General features: G+C 40.3%; 16 protein-coding genes, 3 rRNA genes and 1 pseudogene. 11 read left to right on the top strand and 9 right to left on the bottom strand.

Annotated features, from left to right (window positions below):
* The 3 genes from BCAMP_RS13865 to rrf (BCAMP_RS07765) form a co-directional block, all read left to right on the top strand.
* Positions 1 to 653: ribosomal RNA gene (locus BCAMP_RS13865) — 23S ribosomal RNA — on the top strand; the annotation flags it as partial.
* Positions 654 to 918: 265 nt separating this feature from the next.
* Positions 919 to 1,034, top strand: a 5S ribosomal RNA gene (rrf, locus tag BCAMP_RS07770).
* Positions 1,035 to 1,038: 4 nt separating this feature from the next.
* Positions 1,039 to 1,154 (top strand): 5S ribosomal RNA (gene rrf, locus BCAMP_RS07765).
* 115 nt (positions 1,155 to 1,269) lie between these two features.
* Here the strand turns inward: rrf (BCAMP_RS07765) and BCAMP_RS07760 are convergent.
* Positions 1,270 to 1,731 (bottom strand): helix-turn-helix domain-containing protein, encoded by a 462-nt coding sequence (locus BCAMP_RS07760; protein WP_035314888.1) that lies wholly within the window; start codon positions 1,729 to 1,731, stop codon positions 1,270 to 1,272.
* Between the two features lie 543 nt (positions 1,732 to 2,274).
* Here BCAMP_RS07760 and trhO point away from each other — a divergent pair.
* Positions 2,275 to 3,240 (top strand): oxygen-dependent tRNA uridine(34) hydroxylase TrhO, encoded by a 966-nt coding sequence (gene trhO, locus BCAMP_RS07755; RefSeq protein ID WP_035314887.1) that lies wholly within the window; start codon positions 2,275 to 2,277, stop codon positions 3,238 to 3,240.
* Between the two features lie 62 nt (positions 3,241 to 3,302).
* On the opposite strand, the gene BCAMP_RS07750 is transcribed toward trhO, so the two are convergent.
* From BCAMP_RS07750 to hemQ, 4 genes and pseudogenes are all read right to left on the bottom strand, one after another.
* The gene (locus tag BCAMP_RS07750; protein ID WP_035314886.1) at positions 3,303 to 3,866 is read right to left on the bottom strand and encodes a DUF420 domain-containing protein; all 564 of its coding nucleotides are present in this window, start codon (positions 3,864 to 3,866) and stop codon (positions 3,303 to 3,305) included.
* Between the two features lie 18 nt (positions 3,867 to 3,884).
* Positions 3,885 to 4,688: pseudogene (thiD, locus tag BCAMP_RS07745) on the bottom strand (bifunctional hydroxymethylpyrimidine kinase/phosphomethylpyrimidine kinase); the annotation flags it as partial.
* Between the two features lie 38 nt (positions 4,689 to 4,726).
* A complete protein-coding gene (locus BCAMP_RS07740) occupies positions 4,727 to 5,593 on the bottom strand; it encodes a Cof-type HAD-IIB family hydrolase (RefSeq protein WP_035314885.1) in 867 nt (288 codons plus the stop codon).
* 87 nt (positions 5,594 to 5,680) lie between these two features.
* Positions 5,681 to 6,424 (bottom strand): hydrogen peroxide-dependent heme synthase, encoded by a 744-nt coding sequence (gene hemQ, locus BCAMP_RS07735; protein ID WP_035314884.1) that lies wholly within the window; start codon positions 6,422 to 6,424, stop codon positions 5,681 to 5,683.
* A 205-nt stretch (positions 6,425 to 6,629) separates the two neighbouring features.
* Between hemQ and hemH the strand changes: the two genes are divergently transcribed.
* Genes hemH through hemG (BCAMP_RS13105) form a run of 4 tightly spaced genes read left to right on the top strand, consistent with a single transcriptional unit; the run spans position 6,630 to position 8,918 of the window.
* Positions 6,630 to 7,547 carry a ferrochelatase gene (gene hemH / locus BCAMP_RS07730; protein WP_269479278.1) on the top strand — a complete coding sequence of 306 codons (918 nt, stop codon included), beginning with the start codon at positions 6,630 to 6,632 and terminating at the stop codon, positions 7,545 to 7,547.
* A gap of 1 nt (position 7,548) precedes the next feature.
* The gene (hemG, locus tag BCAMP_RS13115; RefSeq protein WP_084038690.1) at positions 7,549 to 7,995 is read left to right on the top strand and encodes a protoporphyrinogen oxidase; all 447 of its coding nucleotides are present in this window, start codon (positions 7,549 to 7,551) and stop codon (positions 7,993 to 7,995) included.
* Positions 7,967 to 8,239: an FAD-dependent oxidoreductase gene (locus BCAMP_RS13110; RefSeq protein ID WP_084038688.1), complete on the top strand. Its 273-nt coding sequence runs from the start codon at positions 7,967 to 7,969 to the stop codon at positions 8,237 to 8,239. Before hemG (BCAMP_RS13115) ends, BCAMP_RS13110 begins: the two co-directional genes overlap by 29 nt.
* Complete coding sequence (hemG, locus tag BCAMP_RS13105; protein WP_084038686.1) at positions 8,223 to 8,918, top strand: protoporphyrinogen oxidase; 696 nt, start codon at positions 8,223 to 8,225, stop codon at positions 8,916 to 8,918. Before BCAMP_RS13110 ends, hemG (BCAMP_RS13105) begins: the two co-directional genes overlap by 17 nt.
* A 69-nt stretch (positions 8,919 to 8,987) precedes the next feature.
* Here the strand turns inward: hemG (BCAMP_RS13105) and pta are convergent, their stop codons facing one another.
* Genes pta through BCAMP_RS07710 form a run of 3 tightly spaced genes read right to left on the bottom strand, consistent with a single transcriptional unit; the run spans position 8,988 to position 10,653 of the window.
* A complete protein-coding gene (gene pta, locus BCAMP_RS07720; protein ID WP_035314882.1) occupies positions 8,988 to 9,965 on the bottom strand; it encodes a phosphate acetyltransferase in 978 nt (325 codons plus the stop codon).
* 21 nt (positions 9,966 to 9,986) lie between these two features.
* Positions 9,987 to 10,370: a DUF423 domain-containing protein gene (locus BCAMP_RS07715; RefSeq protein WP_035314881.1), complete on the bottom strand. Its 384-nt coding sequence runs from the start codon at positions 10,368 to 10,370 to the stop codon at positions 9,987 to 9,989.
* Between the two features lie 37 nt (positions 10,371 to 10,407).
* On the bottom strand, positions 10,408 to 10,653 hold the full coding sequence (locus BCAMP_RS07710) for a hypothetical protein (RefSeq protein ID WP_035314880.1): 246 nt from the start codon (positions 10,651 to 10,653) through the stop codon (positions 10,408 to 10,410).
* Between the two features lie 165 nt (positions 10,654 to 10,818).
* Between BCAMP_RS07710 and BCAMP_RS12640 the strand changes: the two genes are divergently transcribed.
* The 3 genes from BCAMP_RS12640 (at position 10,819) to BCAMP_RS07695 (ending at position 12,889) form a co-directional block, all read left to right on the top strand.
* The gene (locus BCAMP_RS12640) at positions 10,819 to 11,262 is read left to right on the top strand and encodes a thioredoxin family protein (protein ID WP_084038684.1); all 444 of its coding nucleotides are present in this window, start codon (positions 10,819 to 10,821) and stop codon (positions 11,260 to 11,262) included.
* A 91-nt stretch (positions 11,263 to 11,353) separates the two neighbouring features.
* Positions 11,354 to 12,403 (top strand): lactonase family protein, encoded by a 1,050-nt coding sequence (locus BCAMP_RS07700; protein WP_035314879.1) that lies wholly within the window; start codon positions 11,354 to 11,356, stop codon positions 12,401 to 12,403.
* Between the two features lie 12 nt (positions 12,404 to 12,415).
* Positions 12,416 to 12,889 (top strand): hypothetical protein, encoded by a 474-nt coding sequence (locus tag BCAMP_RS07695; protein ID WP_035314878.1) that lies wholly within the window; start codon positions 12,416 to 12,418, stop codon positions 12,887 to 12,889.
* A gap of 118 nt (positions 12,890 to 13,007) precedes the next feature.
* On the opposite strand, the gene BCAMP_RS15065 is transcribed toward BCAMP_RS07695, so the two are convergent.
* Positions 13,008 to 13,784 carry an NlpC/P60 family protein gene (locus BCAMP_RS15065; RefSeq protein ID WP_051456967.1) on the bottom strand — a complete coding sequence of 259 codons (777 nt, stop codon included), beginning with the start codon at positions 13,782 to 13,784 and terminating at the stop codon, positions 13,008 to 13,010.
* Positions 13,785 to 13,989: the final 205 nt, after the last annotated feature.

The following is a 13,989-nucleotide window of genomic DNA, read 5'->3' as shown; positions in this document are numbered from 1 at the left end:
TGGGGGCGGTCGCCTCCTAAAGAGTAACGGAGGCGCCCAAAGGTTCCCTCAGAATGGTTGGAAATCATTCGCAGAGTGTAAAGGCACAAGGGAGCTTGACTGTGAGACCTACAAGTCGAACAGGGACGAAAGTCGGGCTTAGTGATCCGGTGGTTCCGCATGGAAGGGCCATCGCTCAACGGATAAAAGCTACCCCGGGGATAACAGGCTTATCTCCCCCAAGAGTCCACATCGACGGGGAGGTTTGGCACCTCGATGTCGGCTCATCGCATCCTGGGGCTGTAGTCGGTCCCAAGGGTTGGGCTGTTCGCCCATTAAAGCGGTACGCGAGCTGGGTTCAGAACGTCGTGAGACAGTTCGGTCCCTATCCGTCGCGGGCGCAGGAAATTTGAGAGGAGCTGTCCTTAGTACGAGAGGACCGGGATGGACACACCGCTGGTGTACCAGTTGTTCCGCCAGGAGCATCGCTGGGTAGCTATGTGTGGAAGGGATAAACGCTGAAAGCATCTAAGCGTGAAGCCCCCCTCGAGATGAGATTTCCCATCACTTTATGTGAGTAAGACCCCTGAGAGACGATCAGGTTGATAGGTTCGGAGTGGAAGTGCAGCGATGTACGGAGCGGACGAATACTAATAGGTCGAGGACTTAACCTTATTAAGTTTTAAAAGCGAAAATGACGATGGGTTGTTACCTTTCGAAAAAAATCAATTAGTATTCAGTTTTGAGAGTGCAAGCTTTCATGATAATTTCATAATTATCCAAGCAATTAGTAGATGATTTATCTATTAATGTAAATTTTAGATAAGCGAGTTATTCAAGGCGTCAATGAGTTGATTGCGGAGCATACGTTTGTATGTGACAATTGAGACGAAGGAGACAACGATGAAGAACGATGGTTAGATGAAATTCAAACACATGTTTGGTGACGATAGCAAAGAGGATACACCTGTTCCCATCCCGAACACAGTAGTTAAGCTCTTTAGCGCCGATGGTAGTTGGGGGTTTCCCCCTGTGAGAGTAGGACGTCGCCAAGCATAGTTTGGTAGTAATGGCAAAGAGGATACACCTGTTCCCATCCCGAACACAGTAGTTAAGCTCTTTAGCGCCGATGGTAGTTGGGGGTTTCCCCCTGTGAGAGTAGGACATTGCCAAGCAACTAAGACATCCAAAAGGGTGTCTTTTTTTTGATTTTTAAAAACATGAAAAAAGGAGCGGATTTATCCGCTCCTTTTTTCACTATTAAGTTGGTAGTATTGAGCCTATAAGCACTTAGATTGAAGATGTTAAATCTTTTTTATTTAGTTCGACATTGAATTTACGGATTAAGCCAGCAAATTGCAGACGTTCATCTTCAGACCATTCGGAAACGAGACCATCATAAACCTGATGACGGGCTTGGTGTGCTTTTTTTAAAAAATAGCGACCACTTTCTGTTAAAGAATAATATTTAAGTTTTTTATCTTCAATGCTTGTTTCAACACGAAGGACACCATCAATAACCATTTCTTTCAGCTGTTTTTTGACTTTATCAACATCAATATGGTAAACATCAGCAATTTTGTTGGCTGATAACTTCGGTTTTTCATCGAGTAAATCTAAAATAAGGTAGGTAGACCATTTTAATTTTGTTTCAGCTTCATTAATTTCAGTTTTAAAAGTACCTAGTCTAAAAGTATGGGCAAGTTCATGAGCAATTTGTTCGGTTGAATCGTTGTTTTGATAAGATTTCATCAGTTAATCTCCTTTTATATACTAAATGTCGTTAGGGAAGATACGCGTTATCTCCCAACGGAAAGGAAGATTAGTCAACTCATCACTTCTTCTATAACTCCTATTCAGTATAGCAAAATACGACTGAAATTACAATTTTTGAGGAAGCTAATAAATAGGGGAAAGGGAGTAGTTCTTTTGTTATCGAATGGTATAAGAATTATTTACGTTAGCAGAGGTCAATCAATGGTGAGCCTGAAGATAAATGCTGTTCTAGGTCGTTACGGTTTGCTCACTCGGGATTAGGCACATCACAGTATACACAACGTTTCTCGTTCGTCGTGCCTAGAACAAAAGTGAAAACAGCTTGTTCAATAGGATTTCAATTAAGTCTTATTATCTGATAGACAAACTCACTACAATTGAATTCGACAGAAAATGAAGGTTGCCAGGACTTTATTTCGAAACTGAATCAATAGTTATTAATAGTTTTTTTTTAGTAAATCATGATATAATATAAGAGTTGTAATTATAGTATGAACGTATTGAAAGGAGAATATTTAAATGAATGAAACAAAAGAAGCTTATCAGGTTTTACTCTATTACTTATACACACCAATTGAAAATCCAACGGAATTTGCTGCGAATCATTTAGCTTATTGTAAAGATTTAGAATTGAAAGGTCGTATTTTAGTAGGAGCAGAAGGTATTAACGGTACTGTATCTGGTACGATTGAAAAGACAAATCAATATGTTAAAGATATGCAAGCTGATCCAATGTTTGCTGGTATTAAATTTAAAATTGATATGGCAGAGGGACACGTCTTTAATAAAATGCATTGTCGTCCTCGCGCAGAAATTGTTGCCCTTGAATTAGAAGAAGATATCAATCCACATGAAGTGACAGGTGAATACTTGGATGCTGAGAAATTCAGAGAAGCATTATTAGATGAAAATACAGTTGTATTAGATGCACGTAATGACTATGAATATGATTTAGGTCATTTCCGTGGTGCGATTCGTCCAGATATTCGTTCATTCCGTGAATTGCCACAATGGGTGCAAGATCATAAAGATGAATTGATGGATAAACGTGTAGTAACTTATTGTACAGGTGGTATTCGCTGTGAGAAGTTTTCTGGTTACCTTGTTCGTGAAGGCTTTAAAGATGTGGGCCAACTCGATGGTGGAATTGCAACTTACGGTAAAGATGAAAAAGTCAAAGGCGATTTATGGGACGGTAAAATGTACGTCTTTGATAAGCGTATCTCAGTGCCAATTAATCACGTTGAAGAAGTTATCGTTGGTGTTGAACATTTTGATGGCACACCTTGTGAGCGTTATATCAACTGTGCCAACCCTCGCTGCAACAAACAAATCTTAACGCATGTTGAGAATGAAGAAAAATATTTGGGCAGTTGCTGTCACACATGTCGTGTTCATGAGGACAACCTATACGCTAAACGTCATGACTTAACCGACGCACAATTTGCTGAGAGATTAGCCTTATTACTGACGGAAAATAAATAAAAAAAAAGACTGACGCTATTCGTTTAAGCCACGAATAACGTCAGTCTTTTTTTGAACTTTATTTAATAATAAGGTGCCATGAAGAGATAAACAATCACACCAGTAATGCTCACATATAACCAAATTGGCATCGTCCAACGCACAATTTTTTTATGTTTGAGCGTTTGCAGCGACCAGCCCCACCAAGTAGCGAACATTGCTAATGGTACGACTAAGGCTGCTAAAATACTATGACTAATCAAAATAGTAAAGTAAATTGGACGAATAAAACCTTCACCACCGAAAGTTGGTGATTCACTCTGTAAAAAGTGAAAGGTTAAATAAGAAAATAAGAATAACATTGTTGATGACCATGCAGCTAAAATAAAGCCTTTATGCAACTTGATGTTTTTCTTCTTAATAATCGCCCACAGTGCCATACAGAGAAAGATAAAGGTGAAACTATTAAAAATCGCATTAAATCGTGGGAATAAGTAAAGGTCAAAATTAATTTTACCTGAGTATCCGACGAGTGGTGAAAAGAAGAGCATTAAAATTAAAATATCAGCAATAATTGAAATGGTGATAATTAGCCCGACATAATTTTTTTTTACTCTTTGGTTGGTGTTCCTGAGACATGTAAAGATCCTCCTTAAATTCTAATACTAGTTGTTGCGGTTATAGGCACCGTGCCATACAGGACCAATGAACTCGTTCAGTGCAAAGCCACCTGTAATCGCTGCTGTAACAAAGTCTTTTGCTTTAGAAACAGCAGCTTCAACCGTCATGCCATTAGCAAGTCCTGCTGTAATCGCAGCGGCAAACGTACAGCCTGCCCCGTGATTATGATTGTTGGCATCCTTAGGTGCTTCGAGTAGCGTATAGTTTGTTCCATCAAATAAGAGGTCGATTGCTTTGTCACTATCAATCGCCTTGCCGCCTTTTATGACAACGTATTGAGCCCCTAATTGATGAATCTTCACAGCAGCATTCTTCATCTCAGCCAATGAAGTAATGGGAGCAGTTCCTGCTAATTGGCTCGCTTCAAATAAATTTGGTGTGACTACTGTTGCTAACGGCAGTAAGAGGTCACGAATGGCGGTTGCGTTTTCGGGTTGCATCAGTTCATCCTCGCCCTTACAGACCATTACTGGATCAATGACGACATTTTGCAAGTGATGTTGTTCAATCGCAGCTGCTGTTTCTTCGATGATGGCAACAGAGCCTAACATCCCAGTTTTCATAGCATCAACAGGCCCACCGGATAGAATCGTTTTTAGCGCTGCTTTCACGACCAAGGCATCAATCGGTGTGACGTCATGACGCCAGTTATCGTCGGGATCCATTGTAACGATGGAAGTCACCGCCGAAAAACCAAAGGTGCCGTATTCTTGAAATGTTTTTAAATCCGCCTGTAAGCCAGCTCCACCACTTGAGTCAGAACCAGCGACAGTTAATGTTTTTTTTAATCGTCATATATAGACCTCCTCTTGAAAAAATAGTGTTTTTAGTTTAAAACGAACTTAGTAATCGCATGGGCGACACCACTATCGTAATTATGTTTCGTTGTATATTTGGCCGTTTCTTTCACGGTGGTGACCGCATTTCCCATCGCAATCGGATGACCAACAACACTTAACATTGATAAATCGTTTAAATTATCACCAATGGCCATCACATTATTCAGTGCAATGTTAGACTTTTGGGCCAGCTGACGTAGTGCAATCCCTTTTTGGGCATCTTTATGGGTGATTTCAATATTATTACCACCTGATGCGGAGATAGCGATTGCATCGAGATGTGCTAGTTTTGGTGTGAGATAGTCAATCAGGTCTTTACGGTACCCTGATACAATGATTTTTAAGAAGGATTCAGCTGTATAACTGTTTAAAAAGACCTCGAAGTCATCCACAAAATGAGGAATGTGTTGATCTGTGAATTCAGTCGACATTGCAATCGCATCTTCTGTCTGAAGTTGCTCGTTAATACTTAAAAAGTATTCGCTTAGTAAAGCAATCGTTTCGTCGCGATTTTCACCGTATACATCAGTTGACGTATACACTTGGAAAATAACTTTTTCGTCTTTTAAGGCATGATAAACGCTTAAAATATCCGCGATAGGGAAGGTGATTTCTTCTAGTAAATCGCCTTTAGCAGAGCGGGTTTGGGCCCCGTTCAAACAAATAAGTTGAACATCGTTTAAGTTTTGTGCGGCTATTAATTCTGAAGCGCTGGCATAGTCTCGACCAGTAGCCACAACGACTTGACATCCTTTTGTTTGTGCGGCTTTAATCGCTTGTGCATTTGCTTGTGTGATTTTCGCATCATTTCCGAGTAATGTCCCGTCCATGTCTGTTGCAATTAATTGAATCATAAAATCCTCCTTCAAAGTCATTAATACCTAGCTATAGTCTACCACGTTTTTAATGTTTTTTGTGTTATCGAAGGAATTTAATCATCATTATAAGGAAAGAAAGGCAGGGACAGCTTCTTTTTTGAGATGAACACCTACCATAAAGTAAGGGAAGTCACCGTAACGAGAGCTTGCCTCATCAAAACGCATTTCATAGACAATTTTTTTGAACTGTAAGGCATCGTTGCTAAATAAAGTAACGCCCCATTCATGATCATCTAAGCCGATTGAACCTGTAATGAATTGACGAATTTGTCCAGCGTATTGGCGGCCAATCATCCCATGATCACGCATCAGCTGTTGCCGCTCATTCATCGGTAGACGGTACCAGTTGTCATCACCGTCACGCTTTTTATTCATTGGATAAAAACAAATATATTTATTAAGAGGTAATTGCGGATAGAGTCTATTTTGGATGTGTTTCATCACTTTAGGATCGGTTGAATCACCAGTGTAGGTGCTTAATTCAATCACGGAGATGTATGAATGAACACGAATAAAATAGTCTGCAATTTCCAGTTTGTTAAACTGACTTTCAATTTGATTTAAATCACTTAACTCCGGTCTCAATAACATAAAACCTAAATCAGCCTTGTGACCTGTTACATCAAAAAGATAGAAGCTCCCGGTCTTTTCTTCTGCTATTTTCTCAAGTGAATCAATAAAACTGATAAAATCGCTGATTAAATGTGAACGTTTCTCTTGTGTTAAGGTACGCCATTTAGCCCAATCTATTTTACGGAAATCATGCATGCAATACCAGCCATCATGTGTTTTAACTGCTTCTACCATTATTATCGCTCCTCTTTTAATTAGTATCTTCATTATACGTGATGATGTGATTGCAAAAGACAAATATGTCTGATATCTCAATAGAAAATTTTGAGAATGGACACTAAATAGTAACATTTCAGGCGTTTTAGATAATAGTTATTCTAAATAACTATGTTAGACTGTAGTTAATTAAGATAATTGGAGGTTTTTTTGTTGAAAAAAAATTGGATTATTAGTGATGGCTTACGGTACACCGTATAAAGAGGAAGATATTTTACGTTACTATACAGATATTCGTCATGGTCATGCACCAACACAAGCGTTATATGACGAATTAGCAGGGCGATACCGTGATATTGGGGGGATTTCACCATTGGCCCGTATTACGGATGCACAGGCTGCGAAGTTACAAGCCTCGTTAAATAAGACACAAACCGATGTTGAGTACAAAGTTTACATTGGCTTAAAACATATTGAACCATGGATTGAAGATGCCGTAACTGAGATGGCGGCGGATGGTATCTCAGAAGCTTATGGTATCGTATTGGCACCACAATATTCTGGCTTTAGTACGCAAACGTATCATTCACGAGCGCAAGCTAAAATCGACGAATTGGGTGCTGACATCAAGCTGACTAAAATTTTACGTTGGTATGAAGAACCAAAGTTTATCGCTTTTTGGGCTAATCAAATTACAGCCTTAAATGCACAGTTTAGTGCTGAACAACAGGTAAAAGCAATGTTTGTGTTTTCGGCACATAGCCTCCCTGTTAAAATTTTAAAAGATGGCGATTACTACCCACAAGAAGTGAAGAAAACCGCGGCATTAATTGCTGAAAAGGCTGGGATTACCAATTATGTCGTTGGTTGGCAAAGTGCCGGTCGAACTGCTGACGAATGGATTGGGCCTGATGTGTTGGATTTAACACGTGAATTGAGCAAAGAAAACTACACTGACTATATTTACGCGCCGGTAGGATTTGTAGCAGAGCATTTAGAAGTTTTGTATGATAATGACATCGAATGTAAGGACGTTGTTGCTGAAATTGGCGCGAATTATCATCGCTTAAAGATGCCAAATACAGATCCACTCTTTATTGAAGCGATAACAGACGTTGTATTGAAAGCACGCGTAAAGTGAGATGACAAAAATAGCAATCATCGGCGGAGGGCTGTCAGGGTTGACAACTGCCTTTTACCTTAACCAAGCAGATCCAACAATTGAATGGCATTTGTATGAGGCAAGTCCACGGTTTGGTGGACACATTCAAACCGTTCATCAGCAAGGCTATGTAATTGAAAAAGGGCCTGATTCCTTTTTAGCACGGAAGCCAGCCGGAATGCAGTTAATTAAGGATCTCGGTTTAACTAACCAACTTGTTGCGAATGCCACTGGTCAGTCGTATATTTGTCATCATGGGCATTTTTATCCGATTCCAGAAGGAGCGGTTATGGGTATTCCTACCAAAATAGGCCCGTTTTTGAAAAGTCCCTTATTTACTGTTAGAGGGAAGCTTCGTGTTTTGTATGAATTAATTAAACGATCAGAGCCACGAGTTGGTGACCAATCACTCGGCACTTTTTTTTGAACAACGTTTTGGTGAAGAAATGGTGAACCGTTTAATTGAGCCTTTATTTTCAGGTATTTACGCGGGGGATTTAAAGCAGATGAGTTTGAGGACGACGTATCCTGCAATGGAACAGTTACTTGATACACACGGGAGTCTTTTAAAAGGCTTGCGCAAACAACAAAAACAATTTGTTACGACCGGAACAAAAAAAAACGACCGGTGCATTCCGAACTTTAAGTGGTGGAATGATACAATTAATTAATACGCTTGTTGCCCAATTACCGCCAGAGCGATTACAGGCGAATCAGGGCATTGAACGTGTGAGTGAGTTACCTAATCAGCGTTACCAACTGACATTTGTGGATGGCAGTCAAACGAGTGTTGATGAGGTTGTATTTGCAATCACACAGCCCCAAGTCGCTAGACTGTTACCCGAATTGAACTCGCCGTTAGCGGGCCAAACTGTATCCTCGTCAGCAACTGTCTCGTTAGGTTATCGCCAGTCGGAGATCCCTTCTTTGCCAGAAGGAACAGGTTTTTTAATGACGCGTGCCAAAGCGGAGCAAATGACAGCGTGCACGTGGGTGCATACTAAATGGCCACATATGGTACCAAAGGGACGTGTGTTATTACGTATCTTTTTAGGACGTAGCGATCAACCGAACATCAGTCGAATGAGCGACAGTGAACTGATTGTTCTCGCCCAACAGCAGGCATCAGCGTTGATGGGAATTACAGCTTCCCCGGAAGTTGTGGAAGTGAGTAAAATGAGTGAAACAATGCCGCAGTATGCCGTTAATCATCACATGAGGGTCGAACAACTGCGCCAACAAACGGCAGGTAAACACCTTCATTTTATCGGAATGTCGTATGAAGGAGTCGGTATGCCAGATTGTATTCGATTAGCAAAAGAATGTGCCGACAACTTAAAAAACAAATAGGCGCTGTTTGTTATAGGATTCAAAAAAGCCTTCGTGAGGATGAATTGCTCACGAAGGCTTTTTTTGGATTTATTCAGCGACTGCTTGAACAGCAGTAATCAAGGCTAATTTGTAGGCGTCATCTGCAGTACAACCACGTGATAAGTCATTGACAGGCTTGTTTAAGCCTTGTAAAATCGGTCCCACAGCTTCGAGTTTCGCAAAGCGTTGAACCAGTTTATAACCAATGTTACCAGCACTTAGGTTAGGGAAAACGAAGACAGATGCATTACCAGCTAACGGTGAATCAGGCGCTTTTAACTCAGCCACTTCAGGTACGAAGGCAGCATCAAATTGAATTTCGCCGTCGATAACGAGGTCTGGTCGCGCATCTCTTACTAAGTGTGTCGCATCAGCTACTGCTGTCGCATCAGGTGATTTAGCTGAACCATGTGTTGAGAAACTCAACATCGCAATTTTAGGATCGATATTAAAAATCGCGGCTGTTTCAGCACTTGTAATTGCTGTTTCTGCTAAGTCGGCACTGTCAGGATTGATGTTGATTGCGACATCTGCAAAAATGAAGCGAGCAGAGCGACCAATCATCACCATTGCACCTGAAGTCTTTTTAATACCGGGTTTTGTTTTGATAATTTGTAAAGCAGGGCGAACCGTATCACCGGTTGAGTGAATGGCACCACTTACGAGACCGTCAACATTACCGATATGTACGAGCATCGTACCAAAGTAGTTAGGGTCACGTAAGGTAAGACGTGCTTGTTCTTCTGTTGCCTTGCCTGCACGACGTTCAACAAAGGCTGCGACCAATTCATCAAATAACGGGTCATTTTCAGGATCATGTGTTTCGATATCACCGATCACTACACCAGCTTCACGAGCTGTAGCAGCAATCACATCTTTGTTACCGAGTAAAACAGGAATGATACTTTTTTCGGCATGTAAACGAGCTGCTGTTGCAACAATACGAGCATCATTACCTTCTGGAAAAACAATGCGGATATTTTTGCCAACAACTTTTTCTTTTAATTCATTAATTAACGTATTCAATATAAAGCCCCCCTATAAATTTTAGTAAATAGAACGTGATGTATTAATTCTTGCTAATCCTAAAATGATAAAAATCCAAGCAGTAATGAATAGAACGCCACCAATCGGAGTGATAATACCGATTGCGGTAATCTTTACAAGGCTGAGCGTGTAGAGACTGCCTGAGAACAATACTACACCACCAATCATTAACCAGCCTGCAATTGTGAAAAAAGCATCGCGAAATAACTGGATTAAGAGCGCGATGACGATTAAGGCGACAGCATGAAACATTTGGTAATGAACCGCTGTTTCCCAAGTGGTTGCAGAATCACCGAGTTGGGTTTTGAGCGCGTGGGCGCCAAAGGCTCCTAACGCGACTGCGAGTAGTGCGAAACTGGCACCAAAAAGCGCAAATTTTTTCATTGGTAAAACCTCTTTTCAAGCGAATTTAAAACCACAATTAAAAATCGAGTAAGGATGAACCACTGTAATCTGACGTTACTGTCGCGATTGGAACACTCGGTTTTGGTTGAGTCTCAATTCGTGTACTAGTGGTAACGGTTGGTGCAGTTGATACAGAATCTTCAGTGAGTAAAGCCGCTAATGTTTGAATCGCATAAAGATGTTTGGCTTGCTCAGCATCCGAACTTTGTTGAGCTAAGGCACATTCAGTTTGAATGGCAGTTAATAACTTAAGTGTTGTCATTATATCACCTTTCTGATGTATATAATTTTTACTTATAGTTATATTCTATCATGAATAAAGAGCTAGGCATACACTGAAATAAAGAAGAATACGTCTAAAAAAGCAATTGCAATTAGTGGATGGAAGCATTACGCTTGTAGTATCAAAGTGAAGGAGAGGATTGGAATGTTAGAGAGGATAAAGTGGTGGATGATTTTGGTGGCAGCCCTTGTATTAATCGGTGCTACGATACTACTTTTTAAGCCGTTTTCAGCCAAAGAAACAATGAATACGTCCAAATATACAGCCATTTCAACGTCAGAGTTCAAGCAATTACAACAGTCGAACAAGCCGTACATCGTTTATGTGGCGCGTCCCACCTGTAAATACTGTCGCACTTTTTCACCTAAATTAACTGAATTAGTTGTGGAAAATGATATGAAAATTTATTATTATAATACAGATGAGGCACGTGAAGAAGACAGTGAAGCCATGAATGCCTTATTAAAGACGATAGACATTAGCTCAGTTCCAACATTGGTTAAAAGTGATAGCAAGCAGAAGTTAACTATTTTTAATGCATCGGATAAAAGTAAAGCGACAGCAAAAAAAATGGTTAGAAAAAAATAAAACAGAGTGAGTTCCCCCTTTAACAACAGACGTTAAACCTAAAAAATGGTATAATATGAGAGAAATCAAAATGTAAGGGAGAGATATAACTATGAGTAATGAACGCGTTTATTTTGGAACATATACAAAGAAAACCAGTCAAGGAATTTATACAGGCTTAATCGATACAGAAACGGCGGAATTAACAGCTATTAAATTAGCTGGAGCAGTTGATAATCCAACGTATTTAACCATCGATCAATCGAATAAATTCTTATACAGCATTGCTAAAGTTGATGGAAAAGGTGGCTTACAAGCGTTTGCTATTAATGACGACGCGAGCTTAACCCCTTTGAATAATATCTCTGAAGAAGGTGCACCACCTTGTTATGTTACTATTAATGAAGCTGGTAGCGTTTTATACAGTGCCAATTATCACCGTGGCTTGATTGATGCGGTTGCACTTAAGGCTGATGGTTCTATTGATCAAGTGAGCTATCGTGATGCCCATTCAGGTAGCAGTGTTCATCCAGAACGTCAAACAAAACCGTGCGCTCATTATTCAGGTCTTACTCCCGATGGTAAATTTGTCATCGGTATTGATTTAGGAACTGATGAAATTTACGCATATAAAGTTAATGGCAATGCCCTTGAAGTCAGCTCAGTGCTTAAAGTGAAAGCGGGCAGTGGTCCACGTCATCTAACATTTACGGCCGATGGTGAAACTGCCTTTATTATGACTGAGTTATCAAACGAAGTGTTGGTTGTGAGCTTTGATAAAGCAACGGGTGAAATGGCGGTTAAACAAACGATTGCAACGTTACCTGCTGATTTCACAGCAGAAAACACGGGTGCGGCGATTCGTTTATCACCAAATGAAAAAACGTTGTATGTATCGAATCGTGGTTACGATGGCATCACCGTTTTTGATGTATCAGCAGACCGCACATTAACATTAGCACAACAAATTTCAACCTTCGGTCAAGGTCCACGTGACATTAACCTTGATGCCACTGGTTCAGTGTTAATCGCAGCCAATGAAAATACTGGCACAGCGACAACATATAAAATCGATGCGGCTAATGGCCAATTAACAGTAGTCAATAAAAATGTTGAGGTACCTGAAACAGTAGCAATCACATTTTTAAATAACGTAAACTAAAGGAGTCTAACAATGTCTAATTTCAAAGGTTTTCATATCCAAGTATTACATCCAGCTGATGAAAATACTGTGCGTTCAGTGTTTGAAAAAGCACCACTTTATTTTCAAGCAACAAAACAACGTTTATTTACAGAAGCAGATGTTACACAAGTTCTCGGTACAGATAAACCCAACTTCAATAAATACACGTTCGCTTTATTAGATGGTGAAGATAACGCGAAAGGCTTGCTTGATATTTTACAAGATCCGAATGAAAGTAGCCGTTTTAAAATTGAATGGCTAGTTATTGCTGAGGATGTTGTTGAAGAAGGGCTTGATGAGCTCCTTGAAAAAGTTGCACATCAATGGGCCAAAGACGACGGTGGAAAACAATTTGATATCACGTTACCAAAAGGGTACGAAGCGGGTGTGTCATTTTGGAAAAAAGTGGGCTATGAGGTAACACAAGAAGATAGCGAAAATGTAACCTTAGTAAAAGCAATTTAAGAATGTAATCTAAGTCGCCAACTGTGCAAGCAGTCGGTGGCTTTTTTTGCGTCAAAAAACGCCAGCCGTATTACTTATTTAAAGTAATACGGCTGGCGTTTTCGCTAATGAAAAGGGATTAGTTGAAACTTGCAATTGAACCGAAACCAACTAAGTATTCGCCCCAACCACTTACGTGAATGTTATCAATCTTAACGCCATTATTTTGAGCGTTAATCATTTGACCGCCGCCGATATAAATGCCGACATGGTCGATTGAAGAACCACCATTGTATGAGAAGAAGACAAGGTCGCCAGGTTTAGCTTGGCTTTCAGATACTGATTTTGCTTGTGCCATTTGATCACCAGCAGTACGGTTTAATGAAATGCCTGAGTTTGCATACACATATTGGGTAAAGCCCGAGCAATCAAAACCAGCGGGTGTTGTGCCGCCATACACATATTGTGTGCCAGTGAATTGTTGCGCATAACTGAACAATTTACTGAAACTTGAACTTGATGTGTTTGTGTTGGCCTGTGGTTTTGGTGTTGATGGTTTGTAAGTTGTTGTGTTAGAAGATGTATTATTTGATTGAGCTGGTGTGCTAGGTTGAGACGAAGCAGCACCTGTTAATTTAAGCACTTGCCCAACGACTAAGTCATTAGCGCTTGCAAGGTTATTACGATTCACAAGGTAGCTGACTGATACATTGTACTGGGCAGCTATTTTACTTAAATAATCGCCCGATTTCACTGTGTAACTTGTAGCATTAACCGTTTCAGCTGGTTTTTCAGCAGCAGGTGCTTTTTCAACAACCGGTGCTTGTTCAGCGACAGAGCCTTTAACAGTTAATACTTGCCCAACTGCGAGCGTATTGTCATCAGCTAAATCATTTAAGGCAACAAGTTTAGCCACAGAAGTACCAAATAAAGCAGCGATGTTACTTAATGTATCACCTGATTGGACAGTGTAAGAAGACGCTGATGTATCGACAGCTTCTTCAGCAACAGGAGCTTCTTCAGCAACAGGAGCTTCTTCAGCAACAGGAGCTTCTTCAGCAACAGGAGCTTCTTCAGCAACAGGAGCTTCTTCAGCAACAGGAGCTTCTCAGCAACAGGAG

Origin of the sequence: Brochothrix campestris FSL F6-1037 (genome assembly GCF_000525915.1) — a bacterium.
GTDB lineage: Bacteria > Bacillota > Bacilli > Lactobacillales > Listeriaceae > Brochothrix > Brochothrix campestris.
Note: the sequence above shows the minus strand (reverse complement) of the source record. Positions and strands in the feature narration are given on the sequence as shown.